The sequence below is a fragment of the Alteracholeplasma palmae J233 genome, assembly GCF_000968055.1.
Lineage (GTDB): Bacteria > Bacillota_I > Bacilli_A > Acholeplasmatales > Acholeplasmataceae > Alteracholeplasma > Alteracholeplasma palmae.
Genome location: NC_022538.1, coordinates 1,310,333 through 1,335,854, shown reverse-complemented (window position 1 = coordinate 1,335,854; position 25,522 = coordinate 1,310,333). Strand labels below are relative to the sequence as shown.

Genomic DNA, 25,522 nt, shown 5'->3' with positions numbered 1-25,522 from the left:
TAATTATTTTTAGATTAAGTCTGTTTCAAACAGACAAGAAGGGAATTTATATGAAAAAATTTTTTAGTACAGTACTTTTATTGTTATTTTCAGTTTTATTAGTTGCATGTAACGATAAAAAAGAGGAAGAAGAAGTTGTGGTGCCAGAACCAGCAGAAGTAAGTTATAAATATATTTCTAATGCTGATTACACAACAATATTTGGGGAAACAACTAAAGTAAATTTTGATTTAGCTATACCAAAGGTTGCTACACCAGTTCAAAATGGAATGGGAATGATTATTCCAAACTTGAAATTATCAGTTGAAGCAACATACAATATGGCTACTTATGAAAGTGCAGAATTACATGCAAGAATAAACATATCTAGTGATATCATGAATATGGTATTTGCTGGTAATGAGTCTTCGTTCGGATTTAAACTTATTGGGGGCATTGATATCTATATTAAAGATTCAAAATCATATGTAAATACACATGTTGGACTTGGTAGCGAAGGTTCAACAGAGCCTGATATGCAATTAAGTTCATTAATGATGTTTGCAGGGGGATTTATACCACCTGAAGCTAAACCATTAGTCGATGTAATTATGACTGGTTTAAATAATAGTAAAGAGTATGCTCAAATTGATTTTAGTAAAGATACATTTAAAGCAATTAAAACATTAGCTCCTATGGGAATCACATTTGCTACTCAAAATTTATTAAAACAAGAAGCAATTAAAGATTCAAACTTCAATATTAAATTAGAAAATGATTTAATGGAAATTAGCAAATCTGCACCTGTATTTAATACAGAATTTTTAAAGAACCTAGGGTTTATTCCTGAATCAATCATAAACTTAATTTCATCTGTTCAAGATATAAATATTAAACTTGATAACAAAGACGAAACATTTAATAGTCTTGAATTAGTATCAAATGTTAAAATTGAAGCATTAGCAAACGAAGTAGCTAATCTTTCATTAAAAATTAAAACAAATGTACAAATGCCAAGTACTCCTACAGATTTAGATACTTACGATAAAGTATATACTCTAAATAGTATGAATGCAGTTTATAAAGTAATTGCAATATCTACTAATAAAGTACTGCCAAGTATTAATGTTAATATTGATGGAAAAGAAGTAGAAGGAACTGAATATACACATTACATAGAATCAGGTGAACCAAAAGTTGTAGTTTCTGGAAAAGATGCCGCATCTGGTACTGATCTTGTTGGTAGTTTAGATTCTGGTACAGTTGATTGGAATACTGCAGGCGTATATGATGTTGTTTATTCAGTTAAAGATTTAGCAGGAAATACTCAAATTAAACGAGTTAAAATAACTGTCGCAGTTGATGATGTAGAACCTAGTATTTCAGTTTTCTATGTTGATAGAAAAAATGAAAAAGAGTATGATCAACGCACTGCGGAAACTAGAGATTATATAATTGATAAAAATACAGTTTTTGAAATAAAACTTAAAATAGAAGATAATGCAGATAAAAATCCAACTATTGAGTCAAACATTATATTTACACCAGAAAAAATTAATGGTGTAGAACAAGAATCACAAACACTTGAATATGTAATATTTAATGGTAAAACAGCACTTGGAACATATAAATTTAGTGTAAAAGCAACCGATCAAAATGGAAATGTTGCTGAAAGAGAATACACTATAATAGTTAAGGATGAAGCACCTAAAATTACACAGATACTAGTAGATGAGGTAAAACTCTCAGAAGATAAAACTACTAAAAAATACAAATATGAACATAAACTAAATGATACAAAACCAACAATTACTATTGAAGCAACTGACAATATATCAGAAGTAGGGGATTTAGTAATAACTCAAGACGGTAGTAAAGTTGAATGGGATAAAGTTGGAACATACGAGTACAAGATAACGGTAGCAGATGAAAAAGGGTATACATTGGAAAAGATATTAGAAATTACAGTAGTAGAATAATAAACTATTCATAAAACATAAAACCACAGCGTGCTGTGGATTTTGTGTTTTATAAGAAACGATGTATAATGATTGATACATATAGATAAGTTTATTTAAGAAGGTAGGGTGGAAAATGGAAGACATTATAAGTAATTTAATCATTGAACTTAGAAAAGGAACCCAAGTTCTTATTGTTTTAAGTCAATTAAGCAAAAAACAATATGCATATTCTCTTTTACAAGAATTAGAAGAACAAAGCATAAAAATAGAACCAAGTACATTATATCCACTACTGAGAAGATTAGAAAAACAAGGACTACTTGAAAGTAATTGGGATAAGACAGAAGCTAGACCAAGAAAATATTATGAACTATCAAAACTTGGCTATAAAATATATGATAAATTAGTTGATGAATGGGATAAGATAACTAATGAGATCAATATAGCTTTAAAAAGAGAGGTACATCATGGAAAAAATAATTGATGATTATATTTATGCAGTCGTTAAAAATTTACCTAAAGATATGAGATTAGACATAGAAGAAGAACTATACGTTACGATAGAAGATATGCTATTAGGAGACTATAGCGAAGCAAATATTGAAAAAACTCTTTTAGAATTAGGTAGACCAGATGTTTTAGCATTAGAATATAAAGAAAAACCTGACTATTTAATATCACCCCTTTATTACAATGAATATTTATTATACTTAAAGTTTTCAATGATCGTTGCTGGAGTTTTTTCTGCAGCTTTAGCTTGTTTACTCTATTTACTCAATGTATCTAATGAAGTCATTTATTTAAAGATACTTAAAACAATAGGTATTAGTTTTGGTTCCATAATTTTAGGCTTTATAATCGCATTTACGTTAGTTACCTTAGCTTTTGCTATTACAGATAAAGTGGATAAAAAAAATAAGAACAGATGGAAAATTAAAGATTTACCGCAAAGACCTTCATCTGAAAAAATGCTTATCTCACGTAAGAAAAGTTTATGGCATATAGGCTTTACAATGATTATTGGTATTATTGGTGTAACACTAGTTTTATTCTATACAGATAAAATAGGATATGCTGTAACAGAAGGAACTACACAAGTTATCTATCCTGTTATAAATAGATCGATTGCTTTGATTTATATACCAGTATTTTTTGTAAGTCTAGCCTTGAATATAACATTGACATATTTTGAAATTAAAGATGGCGTTTTAAGTATTAAAATCGCAATCCTTGATACAGTTTACAAGATGTTTGCTACTGTAGCACTTTTGGCATTTATCTTACAACCACAAATTATCAACCCAGAATTTATTAAACAATTTGCACTACATTCTGATACAACAATTAATTCAGTAGAATTGGCTATCAGAATCACTTTAATTACATTCTCTGTTATTATTGCAATCCTTGTATCATTATCAGTCGCTTTTAAATGGTATAAAGTAGCTAAATATAAATAATTAAAGGGACTGTAAAGAAATGAAGTAATTCACTACTTCAAGAACTTAACAGTTCTTTTTTTCTTATATCTACCGTGAACTATGTGGATAAAATCAAAAAACATCTACTTTTAGGCGTCAAAAAAGAAGATTCTATTAAAATCTTAAGTTTATTGTAGATATCTATTCTGTTATTCTATACTTTTTATTATGATATTTTCTCAAATTATACCCAATCGCTGTTAAATAAAACTCCATTTTAACATTATGAGTTAATCTTCGTCTAAATCTTCTTACTTTAAATGCTTCTTTAATCACTCCAAAGGCACCCTCAACTTGAATTGACCTTTGAACTCTTAATTCAATTCCTAATGGTGATGTAAGATTTTTAATAACCTCTTTTTGGTATGTAAGATTTTCATCATTAATCTCTTTACGCTTACCATTTGGTAATTCATATACATCATTACCTCGATTATTTCTATACAGATACTTTAAAGTATCTCCATTAGGTGTTAAATAATCATTACCTGATTTAGTAAGGTTAAATGGAAAATATGGATCTTTCATTCTTTTTTTGTCATGCGTATCTTTAGCATACATTGCATATTTTTGATAAAGCTCCATATCGTTTAGTTTTAAATAACGATAATTCGTTAATCCACCATATCCAGCATCCGCTACTGGATATTTTGGATAGAAGTCATAACTTTTCTTAAATCCTTCTAAAAAAGGAATCAAAGTTTTATAATCACTACGTTCTTTATAGATATCTAGATGTAGGATATATTCATTTGATACACCAATTTGTATATTATACCCTGGTTTTAATTGACTATTACGCATATGATCTTCTTTCATATGCATAAAAGTCGCGTCTATATCTGTTTTAGCATATGAGTTTCTATCATTACCCATAATCTTTAAATGTCTTTCATACTCTACAAGTTTAGCTAAATATTCTAAGATATGTTCATAATCTCTTTGTAAAGTAGTTTTTCTTTGACCTTTACCATATTTAAACTCTATTAATTCCCTATCTATCTCATTAAGTAGAAAGTCTTTGATGCTATTTAAATTATCAGTGTTATATGTTTCATGTATTGGAAAGAAGATATCTGAGTCTTCATATCTTTTATTTAAGGATTCTATCTGTTTGGTTATTTTTTTATATAACTTATCTCTAAACTTTTCAATAGAACCACGCCATGTAAAACTATATTTATTAGCCACCGATTCTATTTTAGTACCATCTATATATAATTTATCTGTATCAATAGATTCTTTTTTTATTAAGTACTTACTTAGTTCATAAAAGATTTCATCTATTCCTTTAACTAAGTATTTATCCATAAAGGTTTTTATTGTTTGATGACTTGGCATTAATTCATCTGTAAGCCACATGATTCTAATATCATTTTTAGCAGCTTTTGCCATATCTCTTAAAGATTGAATCTTTTCCATTTGACAAAACATGATCAGTTTTAACATTTGAACCGGATTATAACCCATACGACCTCTTGGATCTTTTGAGCTATTTAAGTATTTTTTTATCTCCAATTTTCTAAATACTTCATCAAATGTACGAACTTCACTATCAAAAGGAATTTTTATGTCTAATTGTAGTGGTAATTTTAACTGTTTTGGGTTAAAATTATGTTGTATATTTTGTTGTGTTTGCATACTATAATTATACCAAAAAACCGCCCTAGGATTCTAGAGCGGCTTTTTTGTTTTATAGACTGTTACTTTTATTTCGTTACAGTCCCTTATTATTAGTTAATGGGACATAAAAGCGTTATTTATGGTAGAATATATATAACGAGGTGACAAGATGAAAACAATTGAAGAACTACGTTTAGAAATAGATAAGATTGATCAAGAAATGAAAGAACTTTTTATTAAAAGAATGGAAGTTTCTAAAGAAGTGGGTATCTATAAAAAAGAAAATAATCTTCCTATATTAGACCAAAAAAGAGAAGATCAATTAATAGAAAAAAAGAAACTTAATTTTAATAACGAAGAATTATGGAGTTATTACGAAAAGTTTATTAAATATATAATGGAATTATCAAAGGAGATTCAAAAATGAAAAAATTTGCATTAGTAGGTAGACACCTATCACACAGTTATTCACCACAAATCCATAAAACAATTGGTGAAATTTATAACTTGGATTTAGATTATGGATTAATTGACATAGAAAAAGATCAATTAAAAGAAGTGATTGAAAAATTAAAAACGGGAGAATATCATGGCTATAACATCACTATGCCATATAAAATGGAAGTGATGCAATACTTAGATGTTATTTCAGATAATGCTAAGAGAATAGGCTCTATTAATACTGTTTATTATAAAGATGGTTTATTACATGGAGATAATACAGATTATTACGGATTTAAAACAATGGTTGAATCATCTAAAGAAGCAATCGAAAATAAAAATGTATATATTTTAGGTTCAGGTGGCGCAGCTAAATCAGCTTATGTAGCATTACTTGATTTAAAGGCAAATGTTACAGTTGTGAAATTAAAAAATGAAGTAGTAGATCCAATGTTTAAACAAGTTATTACATACGAAGAATTAAATAAAGACTTAGTCGATATCTATGTAAACACAACACCAGTTGGAATGTATCCAGATTTAACACATTCAGTATTAGATCAAAGTCTAGTATCAGGTAAAATAGTTTATGATGTAATCTATAATCCTGAAGTAACCCAAATTATGTCTTATGCTAAAAGAGCTTACGGCGGGACACTAATGTTATTTGTACAAGCATTTTATAGCGAACAATCATATTGGCAAAATAAAAACATTGTATTTAAAGAAGAATACTTAGAAAAGTTGAAGGCTTCAATTAATGAATAGTTTTGGTAATTTATTTAAAATTACTCTTTATGGTGAATCTCATCAAGATGCTATTGGCATAGTGATTGATGGATTACCTTCAGGGATAAAAGTGAACTATGATTTAGTTTATGAAGACTTAGAAAAAAGAAAACCAAAAGCTATAGGAACAACCCCACGTAAAGAAAAAGATGAAGTTATTTTTACCTCAGGTATTTTTAATGATTACACAACAGGATCACCTGTTCATGCAATGATTAAAAATGAAAACACTAAATCAGGAGATTATACTCATTTAGTGAAACAACCAAGACCCGGTCATGCTGATTATGTTGCTAGCATAAAGTATAAAGGATTCCAAGATTATAGAGGTGGCGGAAGATTTTCAGGTAGATTAACTGCCCCCATAGTGGTTGCTGGTAGTTTTGCTAAAATGGTTACACCTTTTCACTACAGCCATGAACTCATTCAAATAGGCTCTTTAAAAGATATGACTAAAATAGATGAATACTTACTAGAAATAGCTAAAAATAAAGATTCTGTTGGTGGTATTATTGAAGTTAGAGTTAAAGGACTACCAATTGGAATTGGAGAACCTATGTTTTCAAAAGTAGAAAGTGAAATAGGTAAAATGCTATTTTCTATACCAGCAGTAAAAGGTGTTTCTTTTGGAACAGGCTTTGAAGGTGTTGAAATGTTAGGTAGTGAGTTTAATGACGTTATCTTAGATGAAACTGGAAAAACTAAAACAAATCATAGTGGTGGTATTAGTGGTGGTATTACAAATGGAAATGATTTAGTAATAAAAGTTTTTGTTAAGCCGACATCAAGTATTCAAAAAACACAAAATAGTTTTAATACAGAAGAAAAAGCAACTACAGAATTTACAGTAGGTGGTAGACATGATATCGCAATTGTAAGAAGAGTTGGAATTGTATTAGAAAATGCAGTAGCAATCTGCCTTGCAGATTTATACTTAATCCATAAGGCATACTTATAGACAGGAAGAAAATGGAAAAGAAAAATTTTTTTGGATGGATAGCTAAAATAATACTGATATATATAATGATCATATTATTTTTAACAATTACCCTTAATTTGTTAGAAGTTATCAATAATGGGCTTCAAAATAATGGTTTAAAAGAAGTAATAGTCAAAGCAAATGAAGTTAACTGGTATTTAACTCACCCCAATAGATACTTAATAACATTAAGTGATAAGGTTGTAAATTTTAAAATAAATATCATTGATGAATTACTTTTACTCATTAATAACAAAATGAATATTAGTCAGCCTAATCTTTATCAAATACTATATTCATTTATACAATTAATTGTTTATTTAATATTATATATTTTAATTAATAAGAATCAAAAAGGTCATCTAATTATTACAACCATACTATATATATTACTATTGATGATATTCATTCAATTTAATATCATCTATGCATTTATATGTTTAGTTGCAGTTTCTAGAAAATTATTTAATTAGTTAGGAGAAAACTATGGACGAAAGTGGTATGACAATATTTTCTATTTTTGGTGTGGTGTTTTTAATTGTTTTAGTAATAACTTTGGTTTCTTTTATCAGTAGAAACAAGAAGAACAATACTCCAATAAAAAAAATACGTGTTGGAAACACCGTATATTATCTATATTCAATTATGCCAAGTTACGGACGTTATAACAATACAATCGTTTATCAATTAAAAGATAAAGAAGGCAATCTTAAAGGTAATTTTAATTCACTTTCAGATGTTTTATCTTTTCTAGGAATTGATGAGTTTCCAGACGAAAATGATATTTTTAACTAAAATAGAGGCTCTTATTTTATAAGAGCTTCTTTCTTTTTAATAATAGGTATTAAACCTTGTTTTAATATTAAAATAGTATATAATACTTTCTTGTAGGCAAAAATATGCAAGAGGTAAAATTATGTTAAAAAGTTTTAAACACACATTAAGAGCATCACATACTGGATATATCGTTCAATCAATTAATATTAACTTTATTCCCTTACTATTTATCTATTTTAATCAAACATATGATATTAGTTTAGAAAAGATTTCATATCTTATTTTAATTAATTTTCTAACACAACTAGCAACTGATTTAGTAGCTGCGTATGTTATAGATAAGGTTGGTTTTAGAAAACCAGTGATGGTTGCTAATTTCTTAGCAGCAACTGGTTTTATTTTATTAGCTATATTACCAGGTGTTATGGATCCATTTTTTGGTATGGCAGTAGCTGTCTTAATTTATGCTATTGGCGGTGGGTTATTAGAAGTTGTTTTAAGCCCAATTGTCGAGTCATGTGAAACTGAAAATAAAGATAAAGAAATGATTAAACTATATGCATTTTATAGTTTTGGACAAGTAGCAGTTGTCTTAATATCAACATTATTCTTTTTAATCTTTGGTATCAATAATTGGCAAATACTTGCCATATTATGGGCTTTAGTACCCATATTAAATGGAATATATTTCTACTTTGTCCCAATGAATAAGACAAATGAAGAAGAAGTGAAACAAGCCACTATGAAAGAACTCTTTAGTCAAAAACTATTTTGGATTTTTTTAATTATTATGTTTTTAACAGGTGCAGCAGAACAAGGCATGAGTCAATGGGCTTCTACTATTGCGGAAAAAGGATTGGGCATCTCTAAGACAATGAGCGATTTAGTTGGACCTATGTTTTATGCAGTTATGATGGGACTTACAAGAATTGTTTATATCTATTTTGGACATAAGTTCAAACTAAGTATTCTAATGGTTATAGGTGGCATTTTTAGCTTAGTAGCATTCCTTTTAATCGGACTAACAACGAATCCTATAGTAGGTATTATTGCTTGTGGATTATGCGGAATTGGTATGGGAACACTATGGCCAGGGGCAATTAGAAGATCATCTGACTTAATTAAAAATGGTGGTGGAAGAATGTTTGCTTTCCTAGCTTTCTTAGGTGATATTGGATGTTCTGTGGGACCTGCTTTAATTGGTTTGATTGCGGCTAAAAGTGGTATAAAAACAGGCATGCTAATAGGAAGTGTTTTTCCAGGTATATTAGTAGTATTCTTATTGTTAAGTATTAGAAGAAGATATGATAATAAAGTTGAATCAGTATAAAAAAAGTTTCTAGCATTTTATTGCTAGAGACTTTTTTATTTATTCATCTTGCCTGTTTCTACTGTGTAGTAGGCATAATTAATAGTTCTAGTAGTACTACCAATTTCCTTCCATGTATAATCATATGAAACAGTGAAGTAATAACGTGGATTAGTTGAATTGCTATTGTATAAATAAGCATATAAATTAGTTATATTTTCTGAGAAGGTTAAAGATCTTGAATTACTTGCATATTGGTAGAACCCTCTTTTATAGGTTGTTTGACTATTACTTGGTAATTGATAAAAACGATTAGGATAGGTAGAAGCATTTGGCAAGTTTGATTTACTTGTTGTTGTATAACCATCTGGATTATAAGTATTACTTACAGCATCTACCCAGACATAAGACCCATTCATATAAACAGAGCGATATCCTTTATAATAACTATTAGTTTCTGAAATAAAGAAATAAGAATTATTAGCATAATTAGTATTGCTAGAATAGATGGAATTTAATAGTGATTCATAATTAGTAAAATAATTTGAGACATTCACTTTATTTTCATAAGATACATTTGCAACACCTAGATAATGATTTTGATAGACTTTAACTAAGTTTTTAGACTCATCAAGTTCAATTTTAGTAATATTTGATAATGATCGGTTAGGACTAGGTGAATAATTTTCTTCATTAGAAGCAATTTTAATATTTTTACCACTATAATTTTCAGTAGCATTTTTATGTTCTAAAGCTTTATCAGAGCTATATGTAACAGTTTCTATTTCGTTTCCTGAATAATTATAGAAAGTATATTTTATAGCATCATGTCCAGATAAATCAACTTCTTTTAAATCACCTTTTGATGAACCTTGACATCCAACAAGAATAACTCCTAAAATACATGATAAAAACAAAAACATTATTTTCTTTTTCATTTGATTTCCCCCTAAATGGATTTTGTATACTTTCATTATAAGTTAAATTAAGAATAATACAAGGGAAAGTATAAAAAAAGACAAAGTTAATTGTCTTTTTTTCTAATAATGTTTAATATATTTTTTGCATTATCTAATGAAAAATCCTTGCTTATTTTTAACTCTTTGATGAGTTCAGGTAATTCAGTAGAAGTAGCATCTGTTTGGATGGCAATACTTCTAGCATGAAGACTCATATGTCCTTTTTGAATCCCATCTGTTGTTAGAGCGTAAATAGCAGCAAAGTTTTGAGCCAAACCAACAGAAGCAATAATCATCATAAGTTCTTCAGAAGTTTTATAATTAAGAATCTTTTTAGATAAAGCAGCTAGTGGATAGACATTAATCGCACCACCAACTGTTCCTATTGGCATAGGAATTCTAATAGAACCTACAATAAAACCATTTGCATTAACAGACCATTTAGTAAGTGATTGGTAACTACCATTTGAAGCTGCATATGAATGAATAGCTGCGCTGATTGCTCTTGTATCATTTCCAGTCGAAAGAACGACAGCATCTATTCCATTTAAAACACCTTTATTATGAGTAGCGGCACGGTAGATATCTAAATGAGCAATTCTACTAGCATCAGTCAATTTCATTCCGATTTCTTCTGGAAACTTTAAAGTTTTAGGATTTATCTCACAATATGATTCTACTAAGCATTCCGTAGAATGATTAGATAAAATACTCATTAAAATTTTTTCTTTTGTAATTGTTTCAAGATAACTAGATAGGGCTTCTAAAATAGTATTAATAGTATTAGCACCCATAGCATCTTTGGTATTAACAATGACATATAAAATAACAAAATCTTCTATTTGTTTAGTATGAAGAGAAACTAAACCTCCACCAATTTCTTTTATTTTAGGATGAGCTTTTTGAGCCACCTTGAATAAAGTATTTTCAACGGATTTAATTAGTGACATTAATTGTTTTGCGTTTTTTACTTGATGAAAAATGATTTCACCAGTCATTAGTCTACTAATAACAAAAGAATTAAAACCGCCATTTTCTTTAATAATTTTGGCAGCTTTTGAGGCAGCAGCCACAACAGAAGCTTCCTCAGTTACCATTGGAATGACATATTCTTTTCCGTTAATTAAAAAATTTGGAGCAAGTCCCATAGGAATCTCAAAATTAGTTAAATAGTTTTCAATCATATGACTAGCGGTATGTTCATTTAATGAAACATCTAAAGAGGTATCATATAGATTGAGACTTTTTAAAATATCGATACGTTCTTCTTTAGTTTTAAAATAAAATTTATCAAAATTATTTTTCATTTACATTACCTTCAATTAATAAACTCATACCAATACCTCCACCTACACATAATGAAGCAAGACCAAGTTTTTTATTTTGTCTATTCAGTTCGTGGATTAAACTAACAACAATTCTAGAACCAGAAGAACCTAGTGGATGACCTAATGCAATCGCTCCACCATTCACATTAAGTTTTTCTAACGGAATAGGAAGTTTACTTAAAACGGATAATACTTGCCCAGCAAATGATTCATTGATTTCAAATAAATCAATTTGATCTAAAGTAAGCTTTTCTTTATTTAAAATATTGTTAATTGAATAAATAGGAGCAAGACCCATTCTTTCAGGTTCAATACCAACTTCAGTAAAACTTTTTATAGTCGCAAGAATAGGAATGTTTCTTTTTAAAGCTTCTTTTTTCTCCATTAAAATCAGGCAAGAAGCCCCATCATTAATAGAAGAAGCATTACCTGCAGTAATTGTCCCATGTTCATCAAAAATAGTTTTTAAATGACTTAAGGCATCTATATTTGTATCAGGTCTAATAGGCTCATCTTTTGTATGTAGTAAATCTTTAACTTTTATAGGTGTTATTTCTTTTTCAAAGTAATGATTAACAGTTGCAAAATGAGCCCTTTTTTGGCTATCTAGTGCAAATAAGTCTTGTTTTTCTCTAGAAATATTAAATTCTTTAATAAGTGATTCTACTGTATCACCCATCACCATATTACTAAAGGCATCTGTAAGACCATCTTTATAAATAGAATCATTTGAGTGGCTAGTAAATCTATCATTTAAAATAGGAGATAAAGTCATATTTTCAAATCCACCAACAGCAACTATTTTTGCTTCACCCAAAAGAATTTGTTGCATCCCCAAGTGAATAGATTTTAGCCCTGAACCACAAACTTCATTTACTGTAAAGGCAGGTACACTAAAAGGAATCCCTGCATAAATAGCAACTTGTCTTGTAGGATTTTGGCCTAATCCAGCTTGTAAAACATTTCCCATAATAACATATTCAACATCATTAGGATTTAAACTAATGGCATCAAGAGCATCTTTTAATACAGCAGTGCCTAACTTAACTGCAGATAAATCTTTATAAATTCCTTTGAATTTACCTGTAGCGCTACGTTTAGCACTTACAACAACAATTTCATTTTTCAAATTAACAGCTCCCTTAAACAAAAATATTATAACTTTTAGTTAGATATATAGCAAGTCCATGCCACATTTAATTTAGAAGACTTCCTCTTTTAAAACATCTTTTTTTAGTGCAATGAAAATAGAAGAAATAATAGAGGCAACAAAACCAGCAGCAAACCCATTATTATAAAGATCAAATCCGCCTTGGAAATCTAGGGCAAGCGGTGTGATCATTAAATGGAAGAATCCCGCTAATAATCCTGCAAAAATACCAAATTTACCAGTAATAGGTGCGAGCCCTGTGACAAAGAATAGGGCAATAATTGTGCCATCAGTTACTTCAACGGGTGTTAAATACATAGAAATCAGCCCACCAATAATTACAGGTAAGGTATTGAGTGGATGTTTTCCGAAACAACTAAATCCTATAATTGTTAAAATGGCCCCGAAGGATGGTCCGCTTAATCTAAAATAAAAGTGGTCAGGTGTAAAATACTGAAGTCCTAAACAAAGTAATAAAGAAATGAGTCCCATAATACCCATATTAAATAAACCAGCAGGCGTAGATGAGATCTTAAAAAAATCAGATTGTAGTCTACCACTGGATTTGATGATTTTCTTATAGTCAGAAAATAGATTCGGTTTAAGGATAAGAGCCAAAATAATTAAAAATAAACTAAGAATCAAAATAGTGAATAAAAGAAAATAATGATAATCATAACTTATTTCATTATAAATTGTAATTGGAATATGAAATGATTTTAAAACTCCAGTAAGAACCATTGATAAAACACCCATTGAAAAGCCAGTTGCATAAAGTGAATAACCTTGATGAAATTTTAATGAGTGTTTATTAAAAATAGGTAAAATATAGCCGATTAAAATACCAATTAAAATGCCTAAAATAAGCCCAACTGCTAAATGAAAACCAGCCCCAAAACTAAAGAAACTTACAACAGGAGCAAGCCCTGAGGATAATAGTAAAACTAAAATATGATCTCTCATATCTAATCGGTGAATTTTAGTATATAAATAAACCCCTAAGTAAAGTGGAATAAAGTTAAAACTATTTTTACCAAAAAAAGAAAAGCCTACGATCGTAAACAAAGACATAATAACTGAACTACTAAATTTTTGTTTAAGCGCTTTGATAATAATAACGTTAACAATTAAGGTTATCAAAACGTTTAATAAAGTTGCTGGTAGACCTGCAATACTTAAATAATCAGTTAATAAAACACTAGGACTTTTTAAAATTAAAAAATAATTATGAAATAAATCCCCTATAGGCTCTAAGAGTAATATAACAATAAAAGAAACAATAAAACTAAAATAAATCGTAAGCCATAAAGTTTTTTTATTCAAACAAACACCAACTTTCCATATATGCATAAAATATTATAACATAATATGAAGTCCCTTAACCTAGAATAACGCTTATAAGAAATGATAAAATAACTAATTATATGATATAATTTGAGTACAATAACAAAAGGAGTCAAACATGAAAATAGGAATTGATAAGATAGCTTTTTATAGTCCAGGACTTTATATAAACTTAAGTGATTTAGCAATAGAAAGAAAAATTGATCCAGATAAATTCTTAATAGGAATCGGACAAATTCAAATGAGTGTTCCCTCTATGATGCAAGATACAATTACTATGGCTATTAATGCTTCTAATAAAATATTAACAAAAGAAGATAAAGAAAAAATAGACTTAGTTATTTTTGCTACTGAGTCATCTGTTGATCAGTCAAAATCAGGAGCAACTTTTATCCATAAATTATTAGAGCTTAATAATTATTCACGCTCCATTGAAATCAAACAAGCCTGTTATGGGGCAACTGCTGGTATTCAATTAGGCTATAGTCATATTCTTAATCAACCAGAATCTAAGGTTTTAGTGATCGCCTCAGATATTGCAAGATACGGACTTGATACAGCTGGAGAACCTACACAAGGGGCAGGATCGGTTGCTATTTTATTAACTAAAAATCCTAGTATCTTAGAAATTGAAAACAAATCAAGCTACTATACAGAAGACATTTTTGATTTTTACAGACCTAACTATTCGGATTTAGCAATTGTTGATGGTAAGTATTCAAATGATAAATATCAAGAATTTTTTAGTAAAACATATAATGCTTATATGGGAAAATATCAAATGAGTGTCAATGATTTTGATGCTTTTTGTTTTCATATTCCATATACAAAAATCGGATTAAAATCACTTAGAATGATTGCTGATGAAACTAAATCCCCTAACTTATTTGAAAACTACAAACTAGCCACTATTTATAATAAAAGAGTAGGAAATATATATACAGGATCATTATATTTAAGTCTTATCTCCTTATTAGAACAAGGCAATTTAAAAAAGAATGATAGAATTGGCTTATATAGTTACGGATCTGGGGCAGTAGGTGAATTTTTTAGTTTAAGGGTTGTTGATGGATATAAAAATTGCTTACAAAAAGCATCACATGAAAAAATGCTAGATAGCAGAATTCAATTGACAATTGATGAGTATGAAAATATCTTTAAAAATAACTATACAGAAACTTTAAAAAATAAAATAAAAAATGAAAATACAATTGTTTATTTTAATGGAGTGGTTGATCATAAAAGAATATATTTAAAAAAGTGATGGTAAAAATATGAAAGTTTCATTAGAAGAAATCAAAAATATAGGACCTAAAACTTTATATCAATTAAGACAAAATAATATTTGGTCAACCTATGACCTTATTTTAACGAGACCTAAAAGATATGAAAACTATATATTAAGTTCTATTGAGACAGTTTCTAATAATGAAGTGATCACCATATATGCTAATATCCACTCTGAAATCAAAAACTTTAAGAAAAATGTCTTAATGACAAATTTTAAGGTAAAAGTAGGAGAAAAGGTTATTGATGTGATTACATTTAATAAACCTTTTTTACAAAAAAATTTAAAGTTATCACAACTTGTATTAATCAAAGGAAAGTATGACTTATATAAAAATAAAATACTTGCAGAAAGTGTTTTAACAAAACTAGATACTCCACCATTAAAACCTATCTATAAAATAGGAGATATCAAAGATGCTAAAATTTATCAATTGATTAGTCAAATATTTAAAGAAAATAAAGTAGATATATTTGAAGTCTTACCCGAACCAATCCTTCAAAAATATCATTTTTATAGAAGAAGTGAAGCATACTATAAGCTTCATCAGCCACAAAATAAAGAAGAATTGAACCAAGCTATAAATCGATTAAAATACGAAGAAGCTTATTTACAACAAAAAAAGTTTAAACAAGAACAAAATGAATTGATAAAAAAAGTCCCTATTTCTTATAAACTTGATTTAGTAAAAGAATATATAAAAAAAATACCGTATGAACTAACTAAAGATCAAAAGGATGCTGTTAATGATATATTTAGAGATTTTAAAAGTGATATCAAGCACGAAAGGTTAATTCAAGGTGATGTTGGATCTGGTAAAACAGTTGTTGCATTTATCGCAGCATTAGGCGCTATAACTGCTCATAAACAAGTAGCATTAATGGCCCCAACTGAAATACTTGCCAAACAACACTATGATAATTTTTCTAAATTATATCCTGAAGTTAAGTCTTGTTTATTCACATCAAAAACTAAAAATAAACAAGAAATCTTAGAAAAAATCAATCACAATGAAACCAGTATGATCATAGGAACTCATGCTTTATCTAGTGAGTATGTGAATTACTATGATTTAGGATTAGTAATCATAGATGAGCAACATAAGTTTGGAGTTAAGACAAAAGAAGATTTAAAAGATAAAATTGCATCAGATGTTATCTATTTAACAGCAACCCCGATTCCAAGAACTCTACTACTTGCCTATTTTGGTGATTTAGAAGTATCTGTGATTAAGGAAAAACCGAGCAAAAGAAAAGATGTTCTAACAAGCATTATTGAATATGAGCAAATTAAAGAATTATTAAAAGAAAATCAAAATAAAAATGAACAATCATTTATCATAGTACCAGCAATCACTTCTGATAAAAAAGATTATAACATTGAAATGGTATCTGATGCACTAAAAGACTTTTCTCACCTATATATCTTACATGGGAAACAAAGTGCTTCTGAACAAGAACTCATGATGGAAAGTTTTAGCAAGAATAATAAAGGTATATTACTTGCAACACAAATGGTTGAAGTTGGTATAGATGTTAAAAATGCTACTAAAATATTCATTTTAGGTGCTAATTATTTTGGACTCAGTCAGCTACATCAATTACGAGGAAGAGTGGGAAGATCTGATAAGTTAAGCTATTGCTATTTAATAGCTAATGATGCTGATAATGAAAGATTAGAAGTATTAACTCATGAAAATGATGGATTTAAATTGAGTCAATTTGATCTTAAAACAAGAGGACCAGGAGAGTTTTTTGGAAAAATTCAAAGTGGTTATTTGAAATATCATTTTCTAAATTTAGAAACAGATTTAAACATTTTAATTCAAGCAAGAAAAGATGTAGAGAAATACATCTAAAAAGAGCATAAAAGTGCTATAATAAAGTAAAAGTGAAATGAGGTATTTATATGATTAGACTAGCCGTTGATGGTATGGGTGGAGACAACGCTCCTGAACAAATAGTAAAAGGAGTATTACTAGCCTTAGAAAAATTTGATAATTTAGAAATCCTTTTATATGGTGATGAAAAAAAGATGGCACCATTTTTACGCAATCACAATAGATTAAAAGTAATACATACAGATAAATATTTAGACATGGGAGAAAAAGACCCAGTTGGACAATTAAGAAAAAATAAAGATGCTTCAATGTTTTTAGCAATGAGAGCTGTAAAAGAAAAAGAAGCAGACGCAATTGTATCAGCAGGACCTACACAAGCCTTAGTTGTAGCATCACATATGATTATAAAAAGAATGCCACAAATGAGAAGAGTAGCAATCGCTCCAATTATTCCTTCAATAACTAATAAAAAAAGAATTTTATTAGATAGTGGAGCTAACGTTGATTTAAAACCAGAACACTTATTAGATTTTGCCGTTTATGCAAGTGTTGTGGCTAAAAGTTTATTACACATTGAAAACCCAAAAGTTGGTTTATTAAATATCGGAACTGAACCAGGAAAAGGTCGCGAGTTGGATGTACAAACTTTTGAATTACTTTCAAACACAAAAGAAATTAACTTCTATGGTAATGTTGAACCTAAAGAAATTTTAGATTCAGAAGCGGATATTTTATTAAGTGATGGATTCACTGCTAATATTGCGATGAAAACAATGGAAGGTACAGCTAAATCACTTGGTAAAGTTTTAAAGAAGGAATTAACAAATAGTTTTTTTAAGAAACTTATTGTTGGATTATTTTTAAGAAAATCCTTAAAAGCATTTAAACAAACTCTAGACCCAAATGAAATAGGTGGTGCAATGATTGCAGGTTTACAAAACATTGTAGTTAAAGCCCATGGATCATCTAATGCCTATGCATTTTATAATGGAATTAGACAAGCAAAAGAATTAGTAGAGGCAGATGTTATAGGTAAGGTAACAAAATTATTAGAGAAAAATGAAGAAACTGTTTGATTTATTAGAAATTACTCCTAAAAATATAAATATATATGAACGTGCTCTTACCCATAGTTCATATGCAAATGAAAATCAAGTTGAAGACAATGAAAGACTTGAGTTTTTAGGAGATGCAGTGATAGATTTATTTATGGCAGAATATCTTTACCATAGTGATAAAAATGATGAAGGTGTTATGACTAAAAAACGTGCTCAAGCTGTTTGTGAAGAGGCACTTGTTGTTTATGCTGAAAAAATAAACTTGAAAAACTACATTTTATTAGGAAAAGGCGAAAAAGCAAAAGGTTTAAAAAATAGTATATTAGCAGATGCTTTTGAAGCACTTTTTAGTGCGATATACCTAGACTTAGGCTATTTTGTAGCAAAAAGTGTCTTTAATAAAATTGTGATTCCTTACCTGGACTTAGTCGTTAATATTAAAGATTATAAAACTAAATTACAAGAATTAGTTCAAGCAGACAAAAGAACAATCAATTATCAAATTGTGTTAGAAAAAGGGCCTGCTCATAATAAAGAATTTGTTGCAGAAGTATATTTAGAAGATATCCTTTTAGGATCAGGTTCAGGTAAAACTAAGAAAGAAGCCGAACAAATGGCCGCTAAAAAGGCTTTATCTATCGTTGCCAGAGGAGAATAAAGATGCTGATTAAAAGACTTTATGAAGAAGCAGATTTATCTATAGAAAAAATTCTAACAAGAGAGTATCAAAGATTATCTTTAAATAGCCAAGAATTATTAGTATTGTTAACCCTATTTAGTTATTATAAAAAAAGAACGTTTAGTATTACAGTTCTTGCTAAAAAAGTAGATATGAATTTAGATCAAACTGGTGGAATTATTGAAAGTCTATTAGATAAACAATTTATTAGTTTCTATCTTGAAACAAAAGACGGCAAGACTAGAGAACTTTTTAGTTTAGACCATACATTTGATAAAATTGAAGACTTATATTTAGAAGATGAAAATAAAAAGAAAATGGATCAAGTAGAAAATAATATTTCTAAAGCAATTGATAGCTTAGAAGCAGGCATTAGAAAACCACTTTCTGCATATGAATTAGAAATCGTTAGAAATTGGTATGAAAAACAAGAATACGATCATAACAGAATTATGGAATTAATTAAAGAATCAGAACTATCAGGAAGACTATCTGTTAGGTATATTGAAAGACTTTTAAATCAAAAAGATCTATTTAATGTTGAAGAAGATTCAGATGCAGATAAGATGCTTGATAGAATCTATAAGGGTATAAAATAATGACAAAACAAGAATTCATTATTGACTATCTAGATAAACTCATACCTGATCCAAAACCTGAACTTGATTTTACTAACAATTTTGAATTGCTTGTGGCTGTTGTTTTGAGTGCTCAAACTACAGATAAAGCGGTTAATAAAGTAACACCTGAACTTTTTTCTAAATACCCAACACCAGAAAAAATGAAGGATGCAGAATTAGAAGATTTAGAGAGAATATTAAAAGGAATTGGACTTTATAAAAATAAAGCTAAGTATATTAAATCTCTATCAGAAAGTTTATATAAAAACTTTAACAGTATTGTTCCAAATAATAGAGAAGACTTAGAATCATTAACTGGAGTAGGAAGAAAAACTGCTAACGTTGTCTTAAGCAATGCTTTTAACATACCAGCATTTGCCGTTGATACGCATGTTGCTAGAGTGACTCGTATGTTACAAATTGCCACTCGTAAAGACTCTGTTTTAGAAATAGAACAAAAGTTAATGGACTTTTTCCCAAAAGAATCATGGTCAAGATTGCATCATCAATTTATTTTATTTGGAAGATACTACTTAAAAGCAAGAAACCCTGAAGTAGAAGGAGTTATTCTAGTTTTAGAGTGTGATAAATATCATAAAAAAGAATCAAGAAACGAGTGAAAAACTCGTTTTTTATTTTTTATAGCTTTTTTCTTTTAGGGTTAAATAAAAATATGATGGAAATAGTTTTTCTATTTATATATAATTTGATTCATAAAGAAGGGAGTTATAAATTTGATACCACTTAATTATTTTAAAAGACAATTAGAAATAAGAAAATTATCTACGTTGCATCAAAAAACAATAGGGTCAACCATTAAACACCAAAGAAAAAAGTTTAAAATGACACTTGAGGAGGGTGCAGAGGGTATATGTAGTGTTTCTTATTTATCAAAAGTAGAGAATAATATGATTGAGCCAAGTGATAAATTTTTAGTAGATTTTGCTAAAAGATTTAAACTACCTGACACACATTCTATAGAAGATAAAAAAATAACAGAGCTGTATGAACAAATTGTTAATGATACTTTCTATAAAAAAGAAATAGATTCTAATATCAATAATTTTGGCATATCTTCTTATCAAGGAAAGTTATTACAAATGATTTATCAAATTAGTCAGATGAATTTTGAAGGTTTAGAGTTAGCACATGAGGAACTTTCAGGATATATTAAAAATTTTAATAACCAGGAAATACTTATGTATGTTTTATTTACAGCTATAGAATTATATTATAAAGGTCTTAATCAATACGCATACCAACTGATGAATGAAATCAAAGAAATTGAGTATGATCATTATCAACTAACACACTTAATTACCTTTTGGAAGTTAAAGCATGCCTTTAAAATTAACCAACAAGCAACAATCCTCAATGAATATAAAAAGGAATTATCACTTTTAATAGAACATGAATATTTTGAACTTGCACAAGATTTAAAGTTAAGTTATTTAGAATATCTTTCTAAATATGAAAATCATTTAGTTTTTAAAAACGAAGTGCATAAACTTATTTCAGCAGATAAAGAAATTAAATTCTATTTACTTGCAAAAAATCTTTACTACCATAAACAGTATGAGTTAGCACTAGAACTAGTTGAAAAAACGCATACTGAACATAGTTATATTCTAAAACTTAAAACTTTAGATACTCTAGGAAAAGAAAAAGACTTAAAAGATTTAATTTTAATAAAAAATACTTTTTCATTTAAAGAAAATTTTTATATCCACAGTTACTATAAAGTGAAATTAAACTTATCTAATACAGATGTCTTAGAATACTTAAAAGAAACTATAACACTTAATCCCTACTGGGTAGATTATGTAGAAACAAATTTATTCTTCCTAGAACATGGATTAAAAGAGTATCAAAATAGAACTTTTTATAAAGATGGCACCAATTTTAGTCAATTTATTACAAGAAAACTAACATTATTATCAAAATCTTAACAATAACTTAAAAAAAGGTTGTATTTTGAAATATAACTATGATACAATTGTTTAGAACAAAGAAGAAAGAGGTGAGACGAATGAACAAATTATACACTATGTCAGCATCAATGATGCAAGTCGATTTAACAACATTCATTCATAATATCACCGTAAGCAGCCTTTAATCTGTTTGTGATTTCTTTTTATATTTATTATAAATAATGAAAGCCTGTGTATATTATGAAAGCATAAAAACACAGGCTTTTTTATTGCCTAAATTACGGAGGAAAGAATAAAATGAAACGAATCAAACAATTATTTAAATTATTAAAAGGGAATATATGGCTGTTCTTATTTGCGATTATATTGACAATAGTTCATAGAATGACATATTCTTACGTTCCTTTATTTACACAATATCTTATTAAGGCTTTAGAAAATCAAAATGTAACAGCTAGTGATGTTAATCTTCCTGCCTTCATTCTTAATTTTTTAAATCAATATAAAGATATTTTACAAATTGTCGTCGCAACGATTGCAGTTCTGCTAACTTGGCAAATTGCTAGGTTTATCAGTTTATACGTTGAATCTAGAGTTAAGGGAAACTTACAAGAAAATGTTTCTAGAAAATTAAGAATTGGTCTTTATGATCACATCCAAGACTTAAGTTATGAGTATCACAATAATGTTGACTCAGGAGACTTAATTCAAAGAGTGACTTCAGACGTGGATACTACAACATCGTTTGTTGCGATGAGATCTATTGATTTTATTGGCTTAATAGCAACCCTTTCTTTTGGATCATATCAAATGTATTTTATTAATCCTACAATTATGTGGATATCTTTAGCAATCATTCCAATTACAGCAGTAGCATCTATCTGGTATTTCTTCAAAATTGATAAATTATTTAAAAAAGTAGAAGAAAAAGAATCAGAAGTAATGGTAGTGATTCAAGAAAATGTATCAGCTGCTAGAGTGGTTAGAGCATTTGCTAATGAAAAATATGAAGTTTCAAAATTAGAAAGTAAAAATAGTGCTTTTAGAGATACTGAAATAAAAGCAACTAAATTAGTTGCTGTTTATTGGGGAAGTATGGACTTTTTAATGATGTTACAATTTTTAGCAGTGATTCTTTTAGGTGTATATTATGCATCAAAGGGAATTATGGATGTATCATCAGTCTCAAGTGCTCTAATGCTAGTAGGCATGCTCATATGGCCTGTTAGAGGTTTAGGTAGAATGATTAATGATTTTGGTAAAGCTCTTGTTGCCTCTGATCGTATTGAACATATTTTTCAACAAGAAAAAGAATATAAAAATGATGGTGAAAAAACACCAGAGATTAAAGGACATATCATTTTTAAAGATGTTAGTTTTAAGTTTCCAGATGGGAAAGAACATTTATTAGATAAAATTAATTTTGAAATCTTACCTGGTGAAACAGTTGCTTTTATAGGAAAAACAGGTTCTGGAAAATCGACAATTATTAATTTACTATTAAGAATGTATGATTATGAAGGATCTATTACCATTGATGGTATTGAATTAAAAGAAATTAAAAAACAATATATTAGAAAAAATATAGGAACAGTTTTACAAGACCCATTCTTATATAGCAAAACAGTTTATCAAAATATTTCTATTGCAAATCCCTTAGTAAATAATGAGCAAGTAATTAAAGCAGCAACAATCGCTGCACTTGAAAAAGATATCAAAACATTTAAAAACGGGTATGAAACAGTCGTTGGTGAACAAGGAACAACTTTATCAGGTGGACAAAAACAAAGAGTTGCAATCGCTCGTATTCTTATTTCAGATAAACCAATTTTAATATTTGATGATGCTTTAAGTGCTTTAGATAATAAGACAGATTTAGCAATTAGAAAAGCCCTTAAAAAAGAAGATAAAGATAGAACAACTATTATTATTACTCACCGTATTACAACAGCAAAAGAAACAAATAAGATCATCGTATTAAATGATGGTAGAGTAGAAGCTGTTGGAACACATAGCAGTTTAAGTAAAAAAGAAGGACTTTATAAAAAACTATGGGCTATTCAAGGAGCACTAGAAGAAGAGTTCTTGAAATTAGTGAAAGAGGGTGAAAAAGAATGAATCAACAAGAAAAAGAAGATGTAGTAAAGAAAATATCATTAGGCGTTTGGAAAAAAATATTTAATATCGTTTTAAAAGAAAAGAAAAAAATTATCATCTTAGTTATTCTAGCAACTTTACTAGCAGCAATGGAAGCCGTTATCCCAGTTTTAAACACATATGCAATTGATGAGTTCGTTGATGCTGGAAAATTTGATACACTGATTCCTTATATTATCGTTAATGTCATCTTTGCGATTGCTTTTGGTTTAATAGTATGGGGATTTATTAGACAAGGTAGTATCATAGAATCTAATGTAAATTATGAATTAAGAAGACAAGCCTTTAATAACTTACAAAAACTATCTTTCTCATATTTTGATTTGACCCCACAAGGTTGGATCATGGCAAGAATGACTTCTGACTCTAAGCGATTAGCAAATGTTATTTCATGGTCATTACTTGATTTAGTATGGTCAGTCTTTAGTATGATATTGACCTTAGTAGTCTTATTCATATATTCATATAAATTGGCACTCATTGTTTTAGCCTCTGTACCAGTGATGCTTGCGGTTGCATTTATCTATAAAAAATTTATTTTAAAGAATCACCGATTAGCAAGAAAGTATAACTCTGATTTAACTGCTAAATATAGTGAAAGTTTTCTAGGTGCTAAGACAACTAAGAGTTTAGTTATTGAAAAAGAAAATTTAGATGAATTTGTAAATGTTTCAAATAAAATGAAAAAATCAAGCATTAAAGCTGTAAGTACATCGGCATTAATGTCATCAAGCTTATTAATTATATCTTATTTAACAGTGGCACTTGTTATGTATACAGGAAGCTTAGAAGTAATTAATAATACAATAAAAATATCAGTTTTATTCTTATTTATTCGCTCAACAACAAGTTTCTTTGACCCTATCATGCAATTAACCAATGTGCTTTCAAGTATCCAACAGGCACAAGCATCAGCGGAAAGAATTGTTGAATTAATTGAAGAAAAACCAGCTATTACAGATACACAAGAAGTAACAGAAAAGTACGGCAGTTTATTTCATGATAAAAAAGAAAACTGGGAAGATTTAAAAGAAACAATAGAGTTTAAAAATGTAGGATTCCAATATAAAGAAAATGAAACAATTCTGGAAGACTTTAATTTAAAAATAAAAGCTGGACAAAGTGTGGCATTAGTAGGACATACTGGATCTGGTAAAACCACACTAGTTAATTTAATTTCTAGATTTTATGAACCAACAAAAGGAGAACTTCTTATCGATGGAAAAGAATATAGAGAAAGAAGTATTCATTGGTTACATTCTAAACTAGGTTATGTCTTACAGTCACCTCATTTATTTAGTACAACTATTAAAGAAAATATTAAATATGGGAAACTAGACGCAACCGATGAAGAAGTAATAAGTGCTTCTAAAGCAATTGGAGCACATGAGTTTATTATGAAATTAGAAAACGGATATGATACATTTGTTGGTGAAGGTGGAAACCTCTTATCTTTAGGGCAAAAACAATTAATATCCTTTGCTAGAGCGATTATTGCAGATCCTAAAATACTTATTTTAGATGAAGCAACCTCTTCAATTGACTCAGAGGCAGAACAAATCATTCAAGAAGCTACACAAACATTACTGAAAAATAGAACGAGCTTGATTGTAGCACATAGACTTTCAACAATCGTTCATTCAGATTTAATTGTCATGCTTGAAATGGGAAAAATTATTGAAATCGGTACCCACAATGAATTACTAAAAAAACGTGGTTCTTACTTTGATTTATATAAGAATCAGTTTATGCAAGAAAAAGAAAATAGTTATAATTTAATATAAAAAAAGTAAAAGAAGTCTTATTTAACTACTATCAATTTGGAGAGT

At 28.6% G+C, this 25,522-nt stretch carries 23 protein-coding genes; 18 read left to right on the top strand and 5 right to left on the bottom strand.

The features are described from left to right. The first annotated feature begins 50 nt into the window (after positions 1-50). The 3 genes from BN854_RS06130 to BN854_RS06120 all read left to right on the top strand — a co-directional run bounded on the left by BN854_RS06130 (position 51) and on the right by BN854_RS06120 (position 3,400). Positions 51-1,958 (top strand): DUF5011/hyalin repeat domain-containing protein, encoded by a 1,908-nt coding sequence (locus BN854_RS06130; RefSeq protein WP_030003674.1) that lies wholly within the window; start codon positions 51-53, stop codon positions 1,956-1,958. A 115-nt stretch (positions 1,959-2,073) separates the two neighbouring features. Beyond that, positions 2,074-2,424: a PadR family transcriptional regulator gene (locus BN854_RS06125; protein ID WP_030003673.1), complete on the top strand. Its 351-nt coding sequence runs from the start codon at positions 2,074-2,076 to the stop codon at positions 2,422-2,424. Next, on the top strand, positions 2,408-3,400 hold the full coding sequence (locus BN854_RS06120; protein ID WP_030003672.1) for a hypothetical protein: 993 nt from the start codon (positions 2,408-2,410) through the stop codon (positions 3,398-3,400). Before BN854_RS06125 ends, BN854_RS06120 begins: the two co-directional genes overlap by 17 nt. A 162-nt stretch (positions 3,401-3,562) precedes the next feature. On the opposite strand, the gene BN854_RS06115 is transcribed toward BN854_RS06120, so the two are convergent. Next, positions 3,563-5,062 (bottom strand): transposase, encoded by a 1,500-nt coding sequence (locus tag BN854_RS06115; RefSeq protein ID WP_026653792.1) that lies wholly within the window; start codon positions 5,060-5,062, stop codon positions 3,563-3,565. A 151-nt stretch (positions 5,063-5,213) separates the two neighbouring features. Between BN854_RS06115 and BN854_RS06110 the strand changes: the two genes are divergently transcribed. The 6 genes from BN854_RS06110 (at position 5,214) to BN854_RS06085 (ending at position 9,360) form a co-directional block, all read left to right on the top strand. Next, positions 5,214-5,471, top strand: a complete 258-nt coding sequence (locus tag BN854_RS06110) for a chorismate mutase (protein WP_030003671.1) — start codon at positions 5,214-5,216, stop codon at positions 5,469-5,471. After that, positions 5,468-6,253 (top strand): shikimate dehydrogenase family protein, encoded by a 786-nt coding sequence (locus tag BN854_RS06105; protein ID WP_030003670.1) that lies wholly within the window; start codon positions 5,468-5,470, stop codon positions 6,251-6,253. The genes BN854_RS06110 and BN854_RS06105 overlap by 4 nt, the downstream gene beginning before the upstream one ends. Next, complete coding sequence (locus BN854_RS06100; protein WP_030003669.1) at positions 6,246-7,232, top strand: chorismate synthase; 987 nt, start codon at positions 6,246-6,248, stop codon at positions 7,230-7,232. The genes BN854_RS06105 and BN854_RS06100 overlap by 8 nt, the downstream gene beginning before the upstream one ends. 11 nt (positions 7,233-7,243) lie before the next feature. Next, positions 7,244-7,726, top strand: a complete 483-nt coding sequence (locus BN854_RS06095; protein WP_030003668.1) for a hypothetical protein — start codon at positions 7,244-7,246, stop codon at positions 7,724-7,726. A gap of 13 nt (positions 7,727-7,739) precedes the next feature. After that, positions 7,740-8,048: a hypothetical protein gene (locus BN854_RS06090; protein WP_030003667.1), complete on the top strand. Its 309-nt coding sequence runs from the start codon at positions 7,740-7,742 to the stop codon at positions 8,046-8,048. A gap of 121 nt (positions 8,049-8,169) precedes the next feature. Continuing rightward, positions 8,170-9,360, top strand: coding sequence for an MFS transporter (locus tag BN854_RS06085; protein WP_030003666.1), 1,191 nt, complete (start codon positions 8,170-8,172; stop codon positions 9,358-9,360). Between the two features lie 35 nt (positions 9,361-9,395). Here BN854_RS06085 and BN854_RS06080 read toward each other — a convergent pair whose 3' ends face one another. The 4 genes from BN854_RS06080 to BN854_RS06065 form a co-directional block, all read right to left on the bottom strand. After that, the gene (locus tag BN854_RS06080) at positions 9,396-10,277 is read right to left on the bottom strand and encodes a hypothetical protein (protein ID WP_030003665.1); all 882 of its coding nucleotides are present in this window, start codon (positions 10,275-10,277) and stop codon (positions 9,396-9,398) included. 86 nt (positions 10,278-10,363) lie between these two features. Continuing rightward, positions 10,364-11,605, bottom strand: coding sequence for a hydroxymethylglutaryl-CoA reductase, degradative (locus BN854_RS06075; RefSeq protein ID WP_030003664.1), 1,242 nt, complete (start codon positions 11,603-11,605; stop codon positions 10,364-10,366). Beyond that, positions 11,595-12,755 carry a thiolase family protein gene (locus BN854_RS06070; protein ID WP_030003663.1) on the bottom strand — a complete coding sequence of 387 codons (1,161 nt, stop codon included), beginning with the start codon at positions 12,753-12,755 and terminating at the stop codon, positions 11,595-11,597. Before BN854_RS06070 ends, BN854_RS06075 begins: the two co-directional genes overlap by 11 nt. Positions 12,756-12,827: 72 nt before the next feature. Then, positions 12,828-14,099, bottom strand: coding sequence for a DUF1576 domain-containing protein (locus tag BN854_RS06065; protein WP_052693010.1), 1,272 nt, complete (start codon positions 14,097-14,099; stop codon positions 12,828-12,830). A gap of 139 nt (positions 14,100-14,238) precedes the next feature. Here BN854_RS06065 and BN854_RS06060 point away from each other — a divergent pair, with 139 nt between their 5' ends. The 9 genes from BN854_RS06060 to BN854_RS06020 all read left to right on the top strand — a co-directional run bounded on the left by BN854_RS06060 (position 14,239) and on the right by BN854_RS06020 (position 25,477). Next, positions 14,239-15,384: a hydroxymethylglutaryl-CoA synthase gene (locus tag BN854_RS06060; RefSeq protein ID WP_030003661.1), complete on the top strand. Its 1,146-nt coding sequence runs from the start codon at positions 14,239-14,241 to the stop codon at positions 15,382-15,384. A 10-nt stretch (positions 15,385-15,394) separates the two neighbouring features. After that, positions 15,395-17,266, top strand: a complete 1,872-nt coding sequence (locus BN854_RS06055) for an ATP-dependent DNA helicase RecG (RefSeq protein ID WP_030003660.1) — start codon at positions 15,395-15,397, stop codon at positions 17,264-17,266. A 50-nt stretch (positions 17,267-17,316) separates the two neighbouring features. Then, positions 17,317-18,324 carry a phosphate acyltransferase PlsX gene (gene plsX / locus BN854_RS06050; protein ID WP_030003659.1) on the top strand — a complete coding sequence of 336 codons (1,008 nt, stop codon included), beginning with the start codon at positions 17,317-17,319 and terminating at the stop codon, positions 18,322-18,324. Continuing rightward, positions 18,308-18,964, top strand: coding sequence for a ribonuclease III (gene rnc / locus BN854_RS06045; RefSeq protein WP_030003658.1), 657 nt, complete (start codon positions 18,308-18,310; stop codon positions 18,962-18,964). The genes plsX and rnc overlap by 17 nt, the downstream gene beginning before the upstream one ends. A 2-nt stretch (positions 18,965-18,966) precedes the next feature. Further along, positions 18,967-19,584 (top strand): DnaD domain protein, encoded by a 618-nt coding sequence (locus BN854_RS06040; RefSeq protein WP_030003657.1) that lies wholly within the window; start codon positions 18,967-18,969, stop codon positions 19,582-19,584. Then, positions 19,584-20,225, top strand: coding sequence for an endonuclease III (gene nth, locus BN854_RS06035; RefSeq protein WP_030003656.1), 642 nt, complete (start codon positions 19,584-19,586; stop codon positions 20,223-20,225). The genes BN854_RS06040 and nth overlap by 1 nt, the downstream gene beginning before the upstream one ends. 114 nt (positions 20,226-20,339) lie before the next feature. Beyond that, positions 20,340-21,554: a helix-turn-helix domain-containing protein gene (locus BN854_RS06030; RefSeq protein WP_030003655.1), complete on the top strand. Its 1,215-nt coding sequence runs from the start codon at positions 20,340-20,342 to the stop codon at positions 21,552-21,554. A gap of 279 nt (positions 21,555-21,833) precedes the next feature. Further along, on the top strand, positions 21,834-23,654 hold the full coding sequence (locus BN854_RS06025) for an ABC transporter ATP-binding protein (protein WP_030003654.1): 1,821 nt from the start codon (positions 21,834-21,836) through the stop codon (positions 23,652-23,654). After that, complete coding sequence (locus BN854_RS06020; RefSeq protein WP_030003653.1) at positions 23,651-25,477, top strand: ABC transporter ATP-binding protein; 1,827 nt, start codon at positions 23,651-23,653, stop codon at positions 25,475-25,477. The genes BN854_RS06025 and BN854_RS06020 overlap by 4 nt, the downstream gene beginning before the upstream one ends. The last annotated feature ends 45 nt before the right edge of the window (positions 25,478-25,522 follow it).